Raw genomic sequence first — 18011 nt, forward strand, 5'->3', positions numbered from 1 at the left:
AAATACTCTCGCCGAAGGCATGGCCCGGTACGGGCCATCTAGTCTCACTTCAGATAAGGTTCCGGGTCTACGGACTCGAACCCTTTGCGGACTTCGAAATGCACATAGGCATTGTCGCCGCCCCGCAGTTGCGCCAGCTTCTGGCCACGGCGTACCTTATCGCCTTTCTTGACAGTGATCTTGTCGACATTTGCATAGACAGTCAGAAGATCGTTGTTGTGCTTGACCACAATGATCGGCACCTGATCCGCGTCCGCGGTGATCGCCGCGACCGTACCGGCTTCGGCAGCTGTAACCGACGTACCCGGAGCGGCAGCGATGTCGATGCCCTCATTCTTGCCCTTGTCATAGCCGCGAATGATAGTGCCGCCAACCGGCAGGGACAGCGCAGTTGTGCGCGTATTGGTTGGCGCTTCGGCGGTTACGTCGGGGGCCTCGGCCAGCGGCTCGATTTTTTCGTCCGGCAAGGGCTGCGTAGCGCTGGGTGGCGTCGGCGTCGGAGAACCCTGCCCCGGTTCCGTCACCTCTGTGGCGGGAACGGGCGCGGCACTAGCCGCATTTTGCCGGGGCGCTGGCTGGTTCTTGACCGGAATCAACAAGTATTGACCTTCACGCATGGTAAAATCTGATCCCAGCCCGTTCCATTCCGCCAGCGATTCAACCGGAACCTGGTAGAGGCGCGAGATTGTATAGGCCGTCTCACCCCGCTTGACCTTATGCCTGACCGGCTCCGGTCCTGTTGAAATCGGCGCAGGCGTTGTTGCCGGTTTCGCGGGTTCCAGTGTTGTGGTCTGAACCGAACCCGACGCCGGCACCTGGTCAATTGCAGACCCGGCAACCGACGCGATGTCCACGCCGCTGCCAGCACCAACAGTGCGTGGCAATGCAAGAACCTCACCCTCTCTCAGCGTGTCCGTTGTCTGCAGGCCGTTGAAGCGCGAAAGCTCGCCCTCGGGCAGGCCAACCCGCGCTGCCACGTCCCGCACCGTATCGCCGCGGCGCGCCACGACCACCTGGTAGTTCGGATAGGTAATGACACCCCTGCTGTCTGGTGCCGGGCGGGATGCCGTCGCGGATTGCGCTGCATTGGTGGTCGAAAATCCACCGATCTGCCCGCGAAGGTCATAATCCAGAGGCCCCTCGCACCCGGCCAGAATGGCCAGAGCGGCCACCCCGGTCGCACAGCGGCGCATTGCTGATTTGGATACTGCTCTCATAATTCTGTCCTCAACGCCTGCCCCTGTTACCCGGAGTTCCGGCGACCAATTCTTTAAGCCTATTACGCCTCGTCCTTTCCAAGCCCCTCCAGAAGGGGCACGAAACGGACAGACGTTAATTCGTCATAGTCCAGACCATCTTCGGTGCGCGTCACTTTGATCAACTGCTGCACCGCGTCCGACTGGCCCACGGGTAAAACCATAATACCCCCGATTTTCAGCTGCGCCAAGAGCGGGCCCGGAGGATCCTCGGCTGCGGCTGTGACAATGATCCGGTCAAAAGGGGCTTGTTCCGGCAGGCCAAATGACCCATCCGACAACATCGACGTGATATTCGTCAGGCCTAGGTCGGCAAACAGCTTGCTTGTTTCGCTCACCAACCGCCTGTGGCGTTCAACTGTATAGACCCGGCGGGCCAGTTTAGACAGGATCGCTGCCTGATAACCTGAACCTGTCCCAATCTCGAGCACCGTGTCCCGAGGCCTCACGTTCAGGGCCTGCGTCATCAGGCCAACGACCGAGGGTTGACTGATCGTCTGACCGCAGGAAATCGGCAGCGGCATGTCCTCGTAAGCACGCCCTGCAAACAGGCCCGTGACAAAGCGACCGCGGTCCACCTGCTCCATCGCAGCCAGCACGCGCGCATCCGTGACCCCCCGTTTGCGCAGGGCAAACAGGAATTGCATTACGGTTTCAGGGTCCAGTCCGCTCATTCGACCGCCTTCAATGCCTCCAGCATGTCATGTGCAGTCAGGTCAGCGCGCATCGGCGTGACCGAGATATAGCCTTCCAGATTGACAGCCGCATCCGTTCCGGGTGCGGTCGGATTGTGCTGATAGCCACCCTTGATCCACAGGAACCGCCGCCCCGAAGGCGAACTGTGCGGTTCGACTGAAAACCGTGTGTCGCGCCGGAACCCTTGCGCCGCGATCCGCGTGCCCAGCACTTCGGCTGCCGGAACCGGGGGGAAATTCACGTTGTAAAACAGCCGGTAATCACCTTGTTCTGCCGGAGTTGCGTCCAGAATCCGGCGCACCAGATCTGCACCATACCGGGCGGCTGCCTCAAACGGGTCGTCAAGGCCCAGGTTGCGAGGGCCAAAGTATTGCGACAGGGCAATCGCTGGGACGCCCTGCAATGCCGCTTCCATCGCGCCGCCGATCGTACCGGAATACAACGTGTTTTCGGCCGAGTTATTACCCCTGTTCACGCCGGACAGAACCAGATCGGGAGGGGTATCCAACATGACATCGTGAAGCCCTGCCAATACACAATCGGCAGGCGATCCTTCGGCTGCAAAGCGCCGCTCTCCCAGCTTGGCGACCATCATCGGGTGGGTATAGCTGATGCAGTGCCCGACCCCGGACTGTTCAAACGCGGGCGCGACCACCCAGACTTCTCCATCCGGTCCGGCCAGCTCAGCTGCAATCGCCTCAAGCGTGATCAAGCCCGGCGCATTGATCCCGTCATCATTGGTCAAAAGAATTCGCATGTGCCCGATTTACCCCCGCGTTTGGCTCTTGATAGACCCGGGCCTGCGTTGCGGCAAGCGACGTGGTCCCCCAATCTGAGGATTTCGCGCACCACTTTGGTGGAAATCGATGGATCAGCGCCTTGTCTCGGGGAAAACGAAGCACCTGTCGCGGCGGATGGTCAGCCACATGACCCGGCCCGGGTTGGGGACAAACACGTTCGGAACCGTCGCCTTTAGGATCGAACCATCATAGTCCATGCGGAACTCTACCAGACTCTCATTGCCCAGAAATCGCGCACGTTCAACGACACCACGGGCCGCAACACCATCTGTCGGCGTCGGCAGTGGCCCCTTGCCGTTGCGGTCAAAGTCCAGCTTGATGTGCTGAGGGCGAAATACGATCTCGACATCCGTACCATTCGGAATGCCCGGTGCCAGGAACTGACCAAAGGGCGTGTCCGCCAATGCGCCATTCACTTGCGCCCGTAAAACGTTGACATCACTGAAAAAAGCCACCGCTGCCTTGTCTGCGGGACGCGTATAGACGTTATAGGGCGCGCCCTGTTGCACGATCTTGCCACGCCGCATCAGGGCGATCTCGTCGGCCATGCGCATCGCTTCTTCCGGCTCGTGCGTGACCAGCAGCACGGCGGCATCTTCTTCCTTTAGAATGGCCAGCGTTTCGTCACGGATACCATCACGCAAACGGTTGTCGAGGCCCGAAAACGGCTCGTCCATCAGCATGATGCGGGGGCGCGGCGCCAGGGCACGCGCCAACGCCACGCGTTGTTGCTCGCCACCTGATAGTTGATGCGGAAAACCATCGATGAACCGCATCAGGTCGACCTTCTGCAACAACTCCTCGACCCGGGCGCGTTTTTCGTCCTTGTTGCCCTTAAGGCCGAAGGCTACGTTTTTGGCCACGCTCAGATGTGGGAACAGTGCAAAGTCCTGAAACATCAGTCCGATCTCGCGCCGTTCCGGAGGCACCCGGAACACGGTGTCGCAGATCAGCTTGCCATCAACATAAATCTCACCCGAGTCCTGCATCTCGACACCGGCGATCATGCGCAACGTGGTGGATTTCCCGCAGCCCGACGGCCCCAGCAGACAAGTCACCTTGCCTGCCTGAACGGTCAGCGAAACATCATCCACAACAACCCGCCCCTCAAACCGACGGATAATGTTGCGAATTTCCAGACGCGGTGGAATTGCGTTACCTGTCACCGATGGACCCCGTTGCCTTTCCCGATCAAATCCATCGGGCTTGAGCGGGGATAGCAACCCCGCCCCTCAGGTGCAAGGGATCAGCAACACCCGCCAGAAGCGACAGATGCACCCACGGCTTCAAAAGGGCTTTCGCCACCGCAGCCTTCGAAAATGCCATAATGGGTCGAAAAATCGCCGACAAAGTCAAAGTGACGGGCAAATCGCGTGTCTTTCAGCATCATCCAGGTGTTGCCGCAGACCGGAAACACCTTGCCGGCTTCGATAACGTGATGGTCATCCAGAACAAATTCATGCGGTGCGTTCGGCACGGTTCCCTTATAGATCACGGCTTGCCCATAATCTTCACAAGCCGGTTCCAATGCAGGTAGTTTGAACAGACGGTATGTCGCGGACAGGAACTTCAACGGCGCAACACGCTCTTCCAGTACGGGATTTTCGATCGTCAGCGGACGATGTGTCACGCGGCGCGGGTCGCCGAAACCGGCCGTTCGAGCCATTGACAGGAAATCATTCCAATAAAGCGCGCCGGACAGGCACTCGCCATAAAGAACTTCGTCTTCGGCCATCGCCTGCGGAATACGGCGGTCTGCATAGACATCCGAGAAATACATCTCGCCGCCCTCTTTCAACAACCGATGCGCGCCGCGCAGAACCGCATTCTTATCCGTGGCCAGGTTGATTACGCAGTTCGAGACGATGATATCGAACGATCCGGGTTCCAGATCAAGCTCATCCAGTTTTTCGATATAGCCGTGATGGAACTCCACATTGCTGCGGGCATATCCAAATGCTTCGGCGTGATACTCCTGATGCGCGCGGGCGACGTCCAGTTGTTCGGGCGTCATGTCGACACCCACCACCCGGCCCGTCTCGCCGACCATGGCGGACAAGGCATATACATCCCGCCCGGCCCCACACCCCAGATCAAGGATCGACATGCCTTCCAGATCAAGTGGGGCAATCAGACCGCAACCATAGTAGCGTGTCAGTACGTCGTCATGAATCTTTGAAAGGATCTTTTTGACATGACCGGGCATGTCGTCAGGCGTGCAGCATGCATTGGTCTGCAAGTCAGCACTGCTTTGCAGGACTTCACCATAATAGTTCTGCACCGATTCATGTTTCATCGCGCTTTTCCCTCGCAAATGGTCATGTCCGAGCTAATGCAAGCGCCGGGTGTTCGCAATCCGGCGAAGGCGCTTTTGACGAAAGCGTGAGTGGTCCTGCGCGGTATTACCCAAGCAGGTCGAAGTCCACGCCCGCGCGAATTTTGCCATTCACCTGAACCTCAAGCCGGTGTGCGCCGGGAACCAACTTGAATGTTGTGGCGTCGCCCTTCAACTTGTGGCGTTTTTCCAACGTCAGTTTCCCGTTCTTCAAAGCCGCCTGCTTCAACTTGTGCACCTTGGCTGAGATTTTCCCGCCAGGTCTTTGAAAATGAATGACATAGTCAACCAGAACTGGCAGATCTCCAAACCCGTTCAAAGTGACCGAAAAGGCCAGAGCGTCCCCAATCCGAGCTTCGGAGGTCAGGTTGACTGCGACCTCGATTTCCGCTTCCGGGTCATAGCCTAACATCTTCATCGCTTCAGGATGCCCCGCTTTCACAAGTCCGCGCAGGGTGTGTGACGTCATCCAGTCCAGCTCGTCCTGATTCTGATGACCCTGGCTGCGCCACGCCGTCAGGCGATCCAATACCAGATCCGGGTCTTTCTTGGTGATGTCATTCAGGTGATTGGATACGGACCGGGTGACATACCGCGTCGAATCCATGTGCAACTTGTCCAGCAACGGCAGCGGGTCCTGCAAACCCAATGCGACCGCCTGCCCCCATGGCAATCGGGGGCGCGTCCCTTCGCTGACCAGCCTGCGCACATGGTAACTGTCATGAGAGCACCAGTCCTGCATCCGCCGCAACACCCGGTCCGGGTCATGGTTCAGGAACGGACGGATTGCCCATTCCATGGAAAACCTCTGTGTCAGTTCCTCCATCACGTCTAAAGCCAGATCAACATGCTCAAGACCTATGGCCGCTACCCACTCACCGACCGGCGCAAAGATGAAATCGCCAAAATCGTCATCCGTTTTCGTTGGGTCCAAAGGCGCAGGCAAGGCGCGCAGGATCGTCGGGGCAACAGCAGGCAAGTCACCGGGCACCGCCTGTTGCAGACAAGTGGCGATCCAGATGATCCGATCCTTCATCTCTAGATCCAGCAATCGCGACATGACCGCAGATCGGAATGCCGGGGCATCAAATTCTGCATGAGACTCGGAAAACAAACCACTGAGATAATTTACTTTCTCAGCGTTGAACATCTGATCTTTCAACGAAAACCCTTGCGCCATGGTCACATCGTCAAATTGGTTGCGCCACCATCCAGCAGAATGTTCTGACCAACGATGAACCCCGCATGTTGAGAGCACAGGAACGCGCAGGCTGCCCCGAATTCCTGCCGCCTTCCATAGCGTCGCGCGGGAATGGATGCCGAACGGTTTGCGCGTGCGTCTTCGATCGAGATGCCTTGCTGTGAAGCCACGCCGCTGTCCAGCGCATCTGCACGATCCGTCGCGTGAATGCCGGGCAGCAGGTTGTTGATGGTCACGCCATGCGGTGCAACCTGGCGTGAAGTTCCCGCGACATATCCGGTCAAACCCGTGCGGGCTGCATTCGAAAGCCCCAGCACCGCAATTGGCGCGCGCACAGATTGCGAGGTGACGTTCACAACCCGACCCCAACCTTTGTCCATCATTCCAGGAAGCAGCGCCTTCATGAACGCAATGGGGGTCAACATATTGGCATCCAGCGCCTTGATGAAATCATCACGCCCCCAATCCGACCATAAACCCGGCGGCGGGCCGCCGGCATTTGTCACAAGAATATCAACGCCCTGCGCTGCTTTGATCACCTGCGCCTGCCCTTCCGCAGTCGTCACGTCACAAGCGACTGTTTGTACCTCGACACCTTGCTCTGACCTGAGGCGTGCTGCCTCACTCTCCAAAGCGTCTGAACCACGCGCATTCATCACAAGGTTTACGCCAGCCTCAGCCAAAGCCTCGGCACAGCCCAAACCCAACCCTTTGCTGCTGGCACAGACCAGCGCGCGCTTTCCTTTTATTCCAAGGTCCATCGGATCCTCCCTGTCAGTCATTGCCGCATGTCTAGCATCGGCCAGACAGGGAAGACCAGAAATGGCTTGGGATCAGTAGAAGAACTCTTCTCGCACGATCTTGCCATCTGCGACGTGATAGACACCCACTTCACGCATATCAAAGGCTTCGCCCGTTTCCTTCACCTTACCCTGCACTTCGAAAATCACTGCAAAGCGGTCCTCGCCGTGCACAAACGGGTCGCTGACCGAAGCGCCAGAAACCTCGTGGGCTCCTTCCCACCATTCATGTTTGCCACGGATCGCGTCACGCCCTTGTACTTCGCGCCCCATGCCTGAGTAATCGACTGCTTCGACCGAAACCGCGTCTGGCGCATACAATTTCTCAAGGTTTTCCTTGGCGCGGTCCTCACGGCAGCCGGCCACCAATTCATTGGCAATCTCTTTCAAATCCATCGAATTACTCCATTATTTGTTCACTATATGTTCTTATAGCCACAAGGCCGTGATTCGAACCAGCCCCTTTGTCTTGCCTCGGCAGGATTCCCCGCCTATACGCGCGTTCATGCTTGATACCTCGAACCAACCTGCCCTGCCGCCCGAGATTGCCCGTCGCCGGACATTCGCCATCATCTCGCACCCGGATGCGGGCAAAACGACGCTGACTGAAAAGTTCCTGCTGTACGGGGGCGCCATTCAGATGGCCGGTCAGGTGCGCGCCAAGGGCGAGGCACGGCGGACACGCTCGGACTTCATGCAGATGGAGAAGGATCGCGGAATCTCGGTTTCCGCATCGGCCATGTCGTTCGACTATGGCAATTTCCGGTTCAACCTTGTTGACACGCCCGGCCACAGCGATTTCTCGGAAGATACCTACCGCACGCTGACGGCCGTGGATGCGGCCGTGATGGTGATCGACGGCGCGAAGGGTGTCGAAAGCCAGACGCAAAAGCTGTTCGAGGTCTGCCGCCTGCGTGATCTGCCGATTCTGACCTTCTGTAACAAGATGGACCGCGAAAGCCGCGATACGTTCGAGATCATCGACGAAATTCAAGAGATGCTGGCCATCGACGTCACCCCCGCCGCATGGCCAATTGGCGTAGGTCGTGATTTCATCGGCTGCTACGACATGCTGCGCGACCGGCTGGAGCTGATGGACCGCGCCGACCGCAACAAGGTGGCAGAGAGCATCGAGATTAACGGGCTTGATGACCCGAAACTGTCGGAACATATTCCTGCGCACCTGCTGGAAAAGCTGCTGGAAGAGGTTGAGATGGCGCGCGAGTTGCTGCCCGCGCTGAACCCGCAGGCGGTGCTTGAAGGGCATATGACACCGATCTGGTTCGGCTCGGCCATCAACTCGTTCGGCGTCAAGGAACTGATGGAAGGCATCGGCGCTTATGGCCCACAGCCGCAGGTTCAGTCCGCCGAACCCCGCCAGATATCGCCGGATGAAAAGAAGGTCGCGGGCTTTGTTTTCAAGGTGCAGGCCAATATGGACCCCAAGCACCGCGACAGGGTGGCCTTTGTCCGCATGGCATCAGGCCATTTCAAACGCGGCATGAAACTGACCCATGTGCGGTCAAAGAAACCGATGGCGATTTCAAACCCAGTGCTGTTTCTGGCATCTGACCGGGAACTGGCAGAAGAGGCCTGGGCCGGTGACATCATCGGCATTCCCAACCACGGCCAGTTGCGCATTGGTGACACGCTGACCGAGGGTGAGGCGCTGCGCGTCACCGGCATCCCCTCTTTCGCGCCGGAACTGCTGCAAGGCGTCCGTGCGGGTGATCCGATGAAGGCCAAGCATCTGGAGAAAGCCCTGATGCAGTTCGCCGAGGAAGGCGCGGCCAAGGTGTTCAAACCTTCGATCGGGTCAGGCTTTATCGTGGGTGTCGTCGGCGCGTTGCAATTCGAAGTGCTCGCCAGCCGGATCGAGATGGAATACGGCCTGCCCGTGCGTTTCGAGGCGTCTCAGTTCACCTCGGCCCGCTGGGTCAGCGGTGACAAGGCCGAGGTCGAAAAGTTTGTGAATGCAAACAAGCAGCACATCGCGCACGACCATGACGGCGACATTGTCTATCTGACCCGGCTGCAATGGGACATCGACCGGGTGGTTCGGGACTATCCCGCCCTGAACCTGACCGCCACCAAAGAGATGATGGTGTGATCCAACTCACTGATTGCACAGCCGAGTCTGCCTGTGCAATTCTGCGCGCATGAGCAAGGATGAACTGACTTTCCCCGGCGGTCTGCCCGACATGCTGGACAGGTATGAAAACCGGCGCAGCCCGTTTCAGTTCGGCACCACCTCGTTGCCTGACCTTGACATTGACCTTATTGAACTGGCCGGTCGCACATTGCCCGAAAGCGCGACTGTGCCCCCGCCGAAGCCTAATACAAGCTGGGATCGCAAGCGTGCTCAGATTGCGCGGGAATTTGTCGGAAATTCGGAACTTGCCTTCCTGAATGCCCAGTTGATCTCGAACCTGCGAAAGCGGTCCTTCCCGCGCCACGCCCCGCTTCTGTTTTGCCGCCTTTGGGACGAACAGTCTGACCACCTTTTGTCCACGCTTGACCTGCGATGGCTGGTCTCGTCGGTTCAGACCTTTGCGGACCACGGCCAAACTGCAACCCAGCGCGAGGTTGGTCATGCGTTGCGCATGTTGTTCGGCATGATGAAGCTTTATGAGTTCGAGAGGCGCTTTTCCGGGCTGATCCCGGAAACACCGTTTCAGTATCAAAAATTGAATCGCGTGCCACTGCCCTATCAGATGAAAGGGTTTTCCCTTGGAAGCGGTGGGTTGGACGTCAATCTGATTGCTCCGGTCTGGACCAAGGCCCTAAGCGACACCACCATCGCGCCGCTGGTCGATCACTTGATGACCGAGCTCAACAGAGATCCCGGCGGTGTCTTTCGCCGCCTGAAACTCATGCGCGAAGCACGCGCGCAGCGCACATGACCACATGGGGTGTCGTGTCGATGGTCAGGGGCCCGACCGAAGATGTCCTTCGGTTCGTGGCCCATCACATCGATCTGGGCGCCGAGACCATCTATATCTATCTGGATGAGCCAAACCCGCGCACGTTCGAGGCGCTGAAGGCACATCCCAGTGTTTGCGTACAGGTTTGCGATGATGCCTATTGGCAAAAGCTAAAACGCACACGACCGGACAAGCACCAGGTTCGCCAATCGGTCAACGCCACCTATGCCTATCGTGAAACGCACCTGGATTGGCTGGCCCATATCGATGTTGACGAGTTTCTGTGGTCGCCGACCCCAATCTCGGATGTGTTGCGCGATATCGGGGACAAGGTTCACGCCGCCCGGGTCCGCCCAATCGAGGCGCTGGCAGGCGGCGAAGACCTGTACAAGGCGCATGTTCCACAAAGCCCGGCCCGAACACAGCTGATTGAGATGCTTTATCCCAACTATGGGGCTTTCGTCCTTGGCGGGTTCCTCAGCCATGTACAGGGCAAGTTGTTTGCGCGCACGGGATTGAAACGTCTGAGTTTTCGTATCCACAACCTGTTTCAGAACGGGAAATTGCTGCCGTGTAAATACGAACTTGCGCAGGTCGATCTATGCCACCGCCACGCGCCGGACTGGGATCACTGGATCGCACATTATCCGTTCCGCTTGGATCGCGGCTCGTATCAGGCTGGCATGGCCCCGAATGCCCCGCGCGAGATGGGGGGGCTGAACAAGAATGAATTGCTCAGCTGGATTGAAAGCGAACACGGCGAGGACGGGCTGCGCGCGTTCTTCAACGAGATGAGCGGCGCTGACCCAGAAGTCCGCGCCCGGCTGGAGCAGAAAGGGCTGATCCGCCACCGCGTGTTGAATCTGGACGGGAAATTGGCGAAACACTTTCCCGGAAGTTGCTGAATTGTTGCGCAAAACTCGAACCTGTCTCGATGAAACCCTGATGTAGCGGTCTTCATTTGACCCCGACCAACGTTTTTGTTATGTCCGCGTCCAAGCCGAAATGTCGCATCACGCGCATGGCCATCCGGGCCCGGCACATCTTATACGCGCGGGCCAGGTCAAGTGTCCGCATTCAACCGGACTTACATGACAAAGTTTAACGAACTGAACCTGAACCCGAAGGTCCTCAAAGCCATTGAGGAAGCCGGATACGAAACCCCAACTCCGATCCAGGCAGGTGCGATTCCGCCCGCATTGGAAGGGCGCGATGTTTTGGGCATAGCTCAGACAGGCACGGGTAAAACCGCCAGTTTTACGCTGCCAATGATCACACTGCTGGCCCGTGGCCGGGCGCGTGCCCGTATGCCACGTTCGTTGGTTTTGTGCCCGACGCGGGAACTGGCCGCTCAGGTGGCCGAGAATTTCGACACCTATACCAAACACCTGAAACTGACCAAAGCGCTGTTGATCGGTGGTGTCAGCTTCAAAGAGCAAGAAGCCCTGATTGACCGTGGCGTCGACGTTCTGATCGCCACGCCGGGCCGTCTGCTGGATCATTTCGAGCGCGGCAAGCTGTTGCTGACCGGCGTGCAGATCATGGTGGTGGATGAAGCGGACCGTATGCTCGACATGGGGTTCATCCCCGATATCGAACGCATCTTCTCACTAACACCTTTCACCCGTCAGACCCTGTTCTTCTCAGCCACCATGGCATCCGAGATCGAGCGGATAACCGACACGTTCCTGTCGGCCCCTGCCCGGGTCGAAGTTGCCCGTCAGGCGACCGCATCCGAGACCATCGAACAGGGCGTGGTCATGTTCAAAGGCGGCCGTCGGGACCGCGAAGCCAGCAACAAACGCAAGGTTCTGCGTGCGCTGATCGATGCTGAAGGCGACAAATGCACAAATGCGATCATCTTCTGCAACCGCAAGACTGACGTGGATATCTGCACAAAATCCCTGAAAAAACACGGCTACAACGCGGCCGCCATCCATGGCGATCTGGACCAGTCGCAGCGGATGAAAACACTGGACGGTTTCCGTGAGGGATCATTGCGCCTGCTGGTCGCCTCGGACGTGGCTGCGCGTGGCCTGGATGTGCCAGCCGTCAGCCATGTGTTCAATTTCGACGTCCCCGGCCATCCCGAGGATTATGTGCACCGCATTGGCCGCACCGGCCGCGCCGGCCGTGAAGGTAAAGCCATCACAATCTGTTCGGGACGCGACGAAAAAGCACTGGTTGCGATCGAGAAGCTGATCCAGAAAGACATCCCGCGCATAGACAACCCGGTTCAGGACGACCCCAGACCCGAACAGCCAAAGCCTGAGAAAAAGGCCAAAGCCCCCGAGAGCCCGAAAGAAGGCAAAAAGGTTCGCGAACCGAAGGGGCGCAGTCGTGGGCGCAAGGAAGACACCGGTCCGGCCGTCGTGGGCATGGGAGATCACCTGCCCAGCTTCATCGCGCTCAGCTTTGACGAACGTCGCGCCAGCTAGATTGCCAGAACAAGCGCTAAAATCGAAAACCCAAGCAACATCATCCCGGCGATTTCGCGCCGGGTGATCGTCTCGCGGAAGAACAGGATCGACGCCATCAGGCTAAAGATCAGCTCAACCTGCCCCAGCGCTTTGACATAAGCCGCATTCTGCAAGGTGAAGGCCCAGAACCAGCAAAACGAGCCGCCGAGGCTGGTCAGGCCGACAAATACCCCGGTCTTTCTCGTTTGCCAGACTGCGCGCAGTTCGGCCCGGTCGCGCCACAGCAGCCATATCCCCATGCTGGCGAACTGGAATGTCACCACTGCGGTCAACGTTACCAGCGCTCGGAACCACGCATCGATATCGCCCAGTTGCAGTGAAGCCCCACGATAGCTGACGGCGGAAAACGCAAACAAAACACCTGATCCAAGCCCCAATTGCGAAGCCCGATTGGTCAGATGGCGCCACCAGGGTCCGTCCCCTCCAGGTGTTTTTGACAACAAAAGAACAGCCATCAACCCCAACAGGATCGCGAACAATGCGCCCCGCGACACACTGTCCCCCAAGACCAAAAAACCAACGATCGCGGTCTGGATCACCTCGGTTTTCTTGAAGGTAATTCCAACGGCAAAATTACGTTGTTTGAACAACGCCACCACGCAGATCGTTGCAAGGATTTGCGCTGTCCCTCCGATGACCGCGTAAAGCCAGAACAAACTGCCAAGCCGAGGCATGCTCGCCCCGGTTATCTGCAACGCAACATATAGCCCGATAACCGCCAACGGCATGGAATAGGCAAACCGCGCAAAAGTTGCACCTGCAGCAGATAGTTTCACGCTGGCCAGAGATTTTTGCAGCATGAAACGCACAGTCTGAAAACTGGCGGCGGCGATGGTGACGGGGATCCAGAGACTCATGCCACCCGTTGTGTCGTCAATTCAAGGCTTTGGCCAGAGAGGATGTGGCACAGGGTCTTTTGCGCGAACGAAATACTGCCGGAGTATCTGTGCATAGGACCGGTAAACATAGGCTTCGTTGCAAGCCAAGTACCTGTCCTTTCCGTCGCGGTACAATGCAGGCAAGCGATACCACGGAGCCGCCGGATTCATGTGATGAACGACGTGTAGGTTATTGTTTAAAAACAAAAATGCCAGAGGTCCGCGATCTTCGACTATCACCGTGCGGGCGCGGGATTTTTCATGTGCACGATGCTCCAGAAACGTGCGGATCTTCAAAAGCGACAGCCCCATATAGGCCGCGACCAGATAGGCCCAAACCGGCATGGCCGATTGCGCAACTACCCACAGAACCACCACCGCGCCGGGAAGGTGCACAGCCCATGCCAGCAGGACCGCCCTGTCCCCGCGCATCAACCCACGCCATTCGTCACGCATAAACAGAACCTGACCAAGGACAGGCCCCAGTACCATCCGCCCCAACAGCGTGTTGTTCAGGCTCAGGATCATCTGCGCCAGCCGCGGCAATCCCGACCAGATATGCGGATCCAGATAATTCGATTCCGGGTCGTCATAAGGGTCTGTCAGGGTGGCATCCTGATGATGCGCCAGATGCAGGTCCCGAAAGCGGTTATACGGAATTGCCAATGTCAACGGCAGTGCCATCAACGCCTCGTTCAGCCATTTGGCACGAAATGGGTGCCCGTGCAGGGCCTCATGCGTCAGTGACGAATGCAAAGCCGCAACAACACCCAGAGCAGGGATAGCCAACCACAAGGATGTGTTTGCCAGCCAGAACAGACCGGCAAGCCACGCAGCATAACACAAGACTATCAGGAAAAACGTGCCCCATTCGGGCGATTTGGGTGTCGTGGGGTCAGCCATTTCGGCCCCACGAAATGTTCGCCCAAATTCTTTCGTAAATCACGTACATCGTCAGGCCGATGGCCGTGTTCACCAGCGCCAGCGCCCCTCCTACAGCGGTCGAGCCTGTTGCCAACAGGCCCACCATTGTCATGATCGCCAACCCCATCGCATTCCAAACGATTGCTTTCACGACTGATCTTCGCCGCGTTTCCATTCCGAACCCCGTTTTTTTCTTACTCAAAGCGTTACATCCGGACCCCGGCATTGAAAATTCTGAATATGATTAACAAAACTAATCAAATGTGATAAAAATCACGGCATGCAGGAAAATATCGACAAGCGCGACCGTGCCGCGCAATTTCGTCTCCGCCTCGCCCGCGCGATGGAAGAGCGCCATGTCAGCCAAAGTGCCCTTGCGCGCAATATTGGCGTTGACCGCTCGACCGTTTCCCAATTGCTGACAGATCATGGCGCGCGGTTGCCCAACGCACATGTTGTTGGCGGATGTGCAGCGGCGCTCGGCGTTTCGGTCGACTGGTTGCTGAGCCTATCTGACAGGCCGGAAAGCGCGGCTGAGCTTCTGGCTAGCTCGCTGACCTTTACCGAGGCCCCACGCGCCCTTGTCGATGAACGTATCTTCGAGTGGCATCAGGAGGCCGCCGGGTACAAAATCCGCTATGTCCCGGCCACCCTGCCCGACATGCTCAAGACGCGTTCGATACTGGAATGGGAATACGCCCCGCATCTGGGCCGGACCGCTGACCAAGCCATCGGCGCGTCGGCCGATCGTCTGGCATGGATGCGTAGCGCCCAGTCAGACTATGAGATCGCCATGCCGTTATTCGAAATCGAAAGCTTTGCAAGCGCCACTGGGTATTATCAGGGTCTCAGCCCCGAGGTTCGGCTGGAACAGATCGATCACTTGTTGGCGCTGTGCGAACAGCTCTATCCGCGGATGCGCATCTATCTGTTTGACGCAAAACGGCTTTATTCCGCACCCGTAACGATTTTCGGCCCGCTGCTTTGTGTATTTTACGCAGGAAGTCACTATATGGCCTTCCGCGACCGGGATCGGATCGAGACATTCTCACGCCATTTCGACACACTAGTACGCGAGGCCGACGTGGCCGCCCGGGATTTTCCAAACCACCTGCGTCGCCTCAGAACGGCGGTTTCCCGCGACGGGTGATGCAGCAGCGCTCAACCTGTGCTATTCTACTTTGGCGCGAACCATAAGGCATTCCGAACACAGACGGAGGAGCACAGGAATGGACGCAATTCAAACCGCTCAATACGCACGTGCACTTTTTGCCGCCCATGGAGACCAAGCCGAGGCCGAAGCCGCGCAAAAAATGCGCGACTGCGAAGCTGCCGGTAATCGGCAAGAAGCCCAGGACTGGCAGGCGGTCCGTCAGACCATCCGCCAGATCCGTGGTCCAAACCAGGGCTGAGTTACAATTTCGGGTCCGGGTTGACCGTGTGGCCATCCACCGCGATCACCTGACCTGAAACCAGACGCGCCGCATCTGAGGCAAGGAAGACTGCCATATTGGCGACATCCTGCGCTTCGACGAAGCGCCCCATTGAGGTGCCCGAGGCATAGCCCCGATAGACCTCGTCACGGGTCATGCCCTTGGCTGCGGCCTCGCGGGTCAGGACGCCCTCCATCCGAGGGCCTTCAACTGCGCCTGGACAAATGGCATTGGCACGGATGCCATAGGGCCCCAGCTCCATCGCCAGCGTCTTCATCAACCCGATGACCGCCCATTTTGCCGACGCATAGGGCGCCCGGAACGGGTAGCCATACTGCCCGGCTGTCGACGAGGTCAGAATGATGCTGCCCGCCCGCGCCGTTTTCATCAGCGGCGCTGCATATTTTGCCGCCAGAAAAGCACCGTCCAGATTGACCGCGACACAAGCACGCCACGCGTCCAGATCAATATCCTCAATGGCATTTGTCGGGCCGGCAATACCGGCATTGGCGCAGAGCACATCCAACCCGCCCGTCGAACGGACGGCGTCAAATACCGTGCGCATGTCAGCCTCGTCCGCAACATCGGCTCGGTGCCTGGTCCAATGTTCGGGCAAAGTATCCAACGCCGCCTGATCGATATCAGTAACCCGGACGTCATAGCCAACCGCGTCAAACGCCTCGGCCATGGCCCGGCCGACGCCTGACGCGCCAGCCGTCACCAGAACCCGGCGCGTCATGAAGGCTTCCTGATCGCTGCGCCTGCGCCCTCGGGATAAGGCAATCCGGCCTGAGCCTCTGCAACCCGCGCCATAGCCGCTTCGATTTCAGCAGATGGCGCGCTGGGGCGGCGGGTTTCCAGGCTGACATGCAGCAGAAAACTTTCACCCGTGGCCAGCAGCTTGTCACCCTCGTACATGCTGTGGAACACATGCAGCTTCTTACCCTGCCCCAACAGCATCTGCGTGCGCACGTCGATTTTTGCACCGGCATGAGCTTCATCCACATAGCGAATGTGGTTCTCCGCTGTGAAGTAGCTGCCGCCTGAGGCAATGTAATCCGCATCGCATCCGATGATTTCCATGAACCGATCGGTGGCGGCGGCAAAGGCCTCCAGATATCTCGCTTCGTTCATGTGGCCGTTGTAATCCGTCCAGTCCAGTGGAACAGCCCGCGACAGGGTCAGGATGGGCTGGCTAAGATCCGCTTGATCCAGCGTCGGCAGCGCACCGGGTTTCAACCGTGCGTCATGTTGGTTCAGCACCGCACCCGCACCGTAATTCTGCGCCTTGAGGGCCCGCATCATGCCAACAAGGTTGTTGTCGCGAATACGCTCCAGCTCTCGGATCGAATGCATCCCGGATTGTGCGTCAGATTGATTGGCGATCAAATCGACCAGTTCGTCAGTGAACTCGGGAACATCCATCAGCTTGGTCCACGGCCATTTCAAGGCAGGCCCGAACTGCGCCATGAAATGCCGCATCCCCGCCTCGCCACCGGCCACGCGGTAGGTTTCGAACAGACCCATCTGCGCCCAGCGGATGCCGAAACCCATACGGATGGCCTCGTCAATTTCTTCGGTTGTCGCGATGCCATCCTTGACCAGCCAAAGCGCCTCGCGCCAGACAGCTTCCAGGAACCGGTCGGCGATATGCGCATCGATCTCTTTCTTGACGTGCAGCGGGAAAAACCCGAGCGATTTCAACAGGTCCTGCGCCTGTTCGATCATCTCGGGCGGGTTCTTGTCCGTTGGTACAAGCTCGATCAAAGGCAACAGGTAAACCGGGTTGAAGGGGTGCGTCACCACGATCTGCTCGGGGCGCAGCGCTCCATCCTGAAGTTCGGACGGCTTGAACCCGCTGGTCGAGGATCCAATGATCGCGCCCGGATCGCAAGCCTCCTGCAAGCCTTTGTAAACCTTCAGTTTCAAATCCAGTCGTTCTGGCACACTCTCCTGTATCCAACGCGCACCCTTAACCGCTTCGGCCATATCGCTGTGAAAGCTCAGCGAGCCCTCGGCTGGCAACGGAACGTCACTCAGCCCCGGCAAGGACCGTCTTGCGTTGTCCAGCACCTCGCCAATCTTGCGTTCCGCCTCGGGGTCAGGGTCAAACACCCGCACATCCCAGCCATTGAGCAGGAACCGCGCGGCCCATCCACCGCCGATAACTCCGCCCCCAATAATTGCTGCCGTTTTCATGATTTCCCACCTACTGGCTGCGCATGTTTCATCTTTTTAGAAGTACTCCGGGGGCTTGGGGGCTGGCCCCCAAAACCCGCGTGTC

General features: G+C 58.2%; 19 protein-coding genes. 6 read left to right on the forward strand and 13 right to left on the reverse strand.

Annotation, left to right across the window (positions count from 1 at the left end):
- Positions 1-44: 44 nt before the first annotated feature.
- From ACR0ES_RS02760 to ACR0ES_RS02795, 8 genes are all read right to left on the reverse strand, one after another.
- Complete coding sequence (locus ACR0ES_RS02760) at positions 45-1217, reverse strand: peptidoglycan DD-metalloendopeptidase family protein (protein ID WP_480869404.1); 1173 nt, start codon at positions 1215-1217, stop codon at positions 45-47.
- A 62-nt stretch (positions 1218-1279) separates the two neighbouring features.
- The gene (locus ACR0ES_RS02765) at positions 1280-1930 is read right to left on the reverse strand and encodes a protein-L-isoaspartate(D-aspartate) O-methyltransferase (protein WP_209503723.1); all 651 of its coding nucleotides are present in this window, start codon (positions 1928-1930) and stop codon (positions 1280-1282) included.
- On the reverse strand, positions 1927-2709 hold the full coding sequence (surE, locus tag ACR0ES_RS02770) for a 5'/3'-nucleotidase SurE (protein ID WP_480869405.1): 783 nt from the start codon (positions 2707-2709) through the stop codon (positions 1927-1929). The genes ACR0ES_RS02765 and surE overlap by 4 nt, the downstream gene beginning before the upstream one ends.
- A gap of 114 nt (positions 2710-2823) precedes the next feature.
- Positions 2824-3891 carry an ABC transporter ATP-binding protein gene (locus tag ACR0ES_RS02775; protein ID WP_480869672.1) on the reverse strand — a complete coding sequence of 356 codons (1068 nt, stop codon included), beginning with the start codon at positions 3889-3891 and terminating at the stop codon, positions 2824-2826.
- 107 nt (positions 3892-3998) lie between these two features.
- The gene (locus ACR0ES_RS02780) at positions 3999-5048 is read right to left on the reverse strand and encodes a methyltransferase domain-containing protein (RefSeq protein ID WP_480869407.1); all 1050 of its coding nucleotides are present in this window, start codon (positions 5046-5048) and stop codon (positions 3999-4001) included.
- Positions 5049-5154: 106 nt separating this feature from the next.
- Positions 5155-6267 carry a hypothetical protein gene (locus tag ACR0ES_RS02785; RefSeq protein WP_480869409.1) on the reverse strand — a complete coding sequence of 371 codons (1113 nt, stop codon included), beginning with the start codon at positions 6265-6267 and terminating at the stop codon, positions 5155-5157.
- Between the two features lie 2 nt (positions 6268-6269).
- On the reverse strand, positions 6270-7049 hold the full coding sequence (locus tag ACR0ES_RS02790) for an SDR family oxidoreductase (protein WP_480869410.1): 780 nt from the start codon (positions 7047-7049) through the stop codon (positions 6270-6272).
- Between the two features lie 72 nt (positions 7050-7121).
- Positions 7122-7484 (reverse strand): SnoaL-like domain-containing protein, encoded by a 363-nt coding sequence (locus tag ACR0ES_RS02795; RefSeq protein ID WP_480480611.1) that lies wholly within the window; start codon positions 7482-7484, stop codon positions 7122-7124.
- A 109-nt stretch (positions 7485-7593) separates the two neighbouring features.
- Here ACR0ES_RS02795 and ACR0ES_RS02800 point away from each other — a divergent pair, with 109 nt between their 5' ends.
- From ACR0ES_RS02800 to ACR0ES_RS02815, 4 genes are all read left to right on the forward strand, one after another.
- Positions 7594-9198, forward strand: a complete 1605-nt coding sequence (locus tag ACR0ES_RS02800; RefSeq protein WP_267366522.1) for a peptide chain release factor 3 — start codon at positions 7594-7596, stop codon at positions 9196-9198.
- A gap of 49 nt (positions 9199-9247) precedes the next feature.
- Positions 9248-9991: a hypothetical protein gene (locus ACR0ES_RS02805; protein ID WP_480564459.1), complete on the forward strand. Its 744-nt coding sequence runs from the start codon at positions 9248-9250 to the stop codon at positions 9989-9991.
- The gene (locus ACR0ES_RS02810) at positions 9988-10917 is read left to right on the forward strand and encodes a glycosyltransferase family 2 protein (protein WP_480564456.1); all 930 of its coding nucleotides are present in this window, start codon (positions 9988-9990) and stop codon (positions 10915-10917) included. The genes ACR0ES_RS02805 and ACR0ES_RS02810 overlap by 4 nt, the downstream gene beginning before the upstream one ends.
- Before the next feature lie 186 nt (positions 10918-11103).
- Positions 11104-12450: a DEAD/DEAH box helicase gene (locus ACR0ES_RS02815; RefSeq protein WP_267366133.1), complete on the forward strand. Its 1347-nt coding sequence runs from the start codon at positions 11104-11106 to the stop codon at positions 12448-12450.
- Here ACR0ES_RS02815 and ACR0ES_RS02820 read toward each other — a convergent pair.
- The 3 genes from ACR0ES_RS02820 to ACR0ES_RS02830 are packed head-to-tail and all read right to left on the reverse strand — an operon-like array spanning position 12447 to position 14469.
- The gene (locus tag ACR0ES_RS02820; RefSeq protein ID WP_480869413.1) at positions 12447-13349 is read right to left on the reverse strand and encodes an EamA family transporter; all 903 of its coding nucleotides are present in this window, start codon (positions 13347-13349) and stop codon (positions 12447-12449) included. The genes ACR0ES_RS02815 and ACR0ES_RS02820 overlap by 4 nt on opposite strands.
- Positions 13350-13370: 21 nt before the next feature.
- Positions 13371-14273 (reverse strand): fatty acid desaturase, encoded by a 903-nt coding sequence (locus ACR0ES_RS02825; RefSeq protein WP_480558033.1) that lies wholly within the window; start codon positions 14271-14273, stop codon positions 13371-13373.
- Positions 14266-14469 (reverse strand): DUF2061 domain-containing protein, encoded by a 204-nt coding sequence (locus tag ACR0ES_RS02830; RefSeq protein ID WP_480869675.1) that lies wholly within the window; start codon positions 14467-14469, stop codon positions 14266-14268. The genes ACR0ES_RS02825 and ACR0ES_RS02830 overlap by 8 nt, the downstream gene beginning before the upstream one ends.
- Before the next feature lie 105 nt (positions 14470-14574).
- Between ACR0ES_RS02830 and ACR0ES_RS02835 the strand changes: the two genes are divergently transcribed.
- Together ACR0ES_RS02835 and ACR0ES_RS02840 are read left to right on the forward strand one after the other, a co-directional pair.
- The gene (locus ACR0ES_RS02835; protein WP_480869415.1) at positions 14575-15444 is read left to right on the forward strand and encodes a helix-turn-helix domain-containing protein; all 870 of its coding nucleotides are present in this window, start codon (positions 14575-14577) and stop codon (positions 15442-15444) included.
- A 79-nt stretch (positions 15445-15523) separates the two neighbouring features.
- Positions 15524-15706, forward strand: a complete 183-nt coding sequence (locus tag ACR0ES_RS02840) for a hypothetical protein (RefSeq protein WP_267366128.1) — start codon at positions 15524-15526, stop codon at positions 15704-15706.
- 1 nt (position 15707) lies between these two features.
- Here ACR0ES_RS02840 and ACR0ES_RS02845 read toward each other — a convergent pair whose 3' ends face one another.
- Positions 15708-16466, reverse strand: a complete 759-nt coding sequence (locus tag ACR0ES_RS02845) for an SDR family oxidoreductase (RefSeq protein ID WP_480869418.1) — start codon at positions 16464-16466, stop codon at positions 15708-15710.
- The gene (locus ACR0ES_RS02850) at positions 16463-17929 is read right to left on the reverse strand and encodes a carnitine 3-dehydrogenase (RefSeq protein ID WP_480869678.1); all 1467 of its coding nucleotides are present in this window, start codon (positions 17927-17929) and stop codon (positions 16463-16465) included. Before ACR0ES_RS02850 ends, ACR0ES_RS02845 begins: the two co-directional genes overlap by 4 nt.
- Positions 17930-18011: the final 82 nt, after the last annotated feature.

The sequence above is a fragment of the Ruegeria sp. N7 genome (assembly GCF_056531345.1).

Coding starts and splice junctions, on each gene's coding strand:
- ACR0ES_RS02760 (WP_480869404.1), bottom strand. CDS start 1,217: ATGAGAGCAGTATCCAAATCAGCAATGCGCCGCTGTGCGACCGGGGTG.
- ACR0ES_RS02765 (WP_209503723.1), bottom strand. CDS start 1,930: ATGAGCGGACTGGACCCTGAAACCGTAATGCAATTCCTGTTTGCCCTG.
- surE (WP_480869405.1), bottom strand. CDS start 2,709: ATGCGAATTCTTTTGACCAATGATGACGGGATCAATGCGCCGGGCTTG.
- ACR0ES_RS02780 (WP_480869407.1), bottom strand. CDS start 5,048: ATGAAACATGAATCGGTGCAGAACTATTATGGTGAAGTCCTGCAAAGC.
- ACR0ES_RS02785 (WP_480869409.1), bottom strand. CDS start 6,267: ATGGCGCAAGGGTTTTCGTTGAAAGATCAGATGTTCAACGCTGAGAAA.
- ACR0ES_RS02790 (WP_480869410.1), bottom strand. CDS start 7,049: ATGGACCTTGGAATAAAAGGAAAGCGCGCGCTGGTCTGTGCCAGCAGC.
- ACR0ES_RS02795 (WP_480480611.1), bottom strand. CDS start 7,484: ATGGATTTGAAAGAGATTGCCAATGAATTGGTGGCCGGCTGCCGTGAG.
- ACR0ES_RS02800 (WP_267366522.1), top strand. CDS start 7,594: ATGCTTGATACCTCGAACCAACCTGCCCTGCCGCCCGAGATTGCCCGT.
- ACR0ES_RS02805 (WP_480564459.1), top strand. CDS start 9,248: ATGAGCAAGGATGAACTGACTTTCCCCGGCGGTCTGCCCGACATGCTG.
- ACR0ES_RS02810 (WP_480564456.1), top strand. CDS start 9,988: ATGACCACATGGGGTGTCGTGTCGATGGTCAGGGGCCCGACCGAAGAT.
- ACR0ES_RS02815 (WP_267366133.1), top strand. CDS start 11,104: ATGACAAAGTTTAACGAACTGAACCTGAACCCGAAGGTCCTCAAAGCC.
- ACR0ES_RS02820 (WP_480869413.1), bottom strand. CDS start 13,349: ATGAGTCTCTGGATCCCCGTCACCATCGCCGCCGCCAGTTTTCAGACT.
- ACR0ES_RS02825 (WP_480558033.1), bottom strand. CDS start 14,273: ATGGCTGACCCCACGACACCCAAATCGCCCGAATGGGGCACGTTTTTC.
- ACR0ES_RS02830 (WP_480869675.1), bottom strand. CDS start 14,469: ATGGAAACGCGGCGAAGATCAGTCGTGAAAGCAATCGTTTGGAATGCG.
- ACR0ES_RS02835 (WP_480869415.1), top strand. CDS start 14,575: ATGCAGGAAAATATCGACAAGCGCGACCGTGCCGCGCAATTTCGTCTC.
- ACR0ES_RS02840 (WP_267366128.1), top strand. CDS start 15,524: ATGGACGCAATTCAAACCGCTCAATACGCACGTGCACTTTTTGCCGCC.
- ACR0ES_RS02845 (WP_480869418.1), bottom strand. CDS start 16,466: ATGACGCGCCGGGTTCTGGTGACGGCTGGCGCGTCAGGCGTCGGCCGG.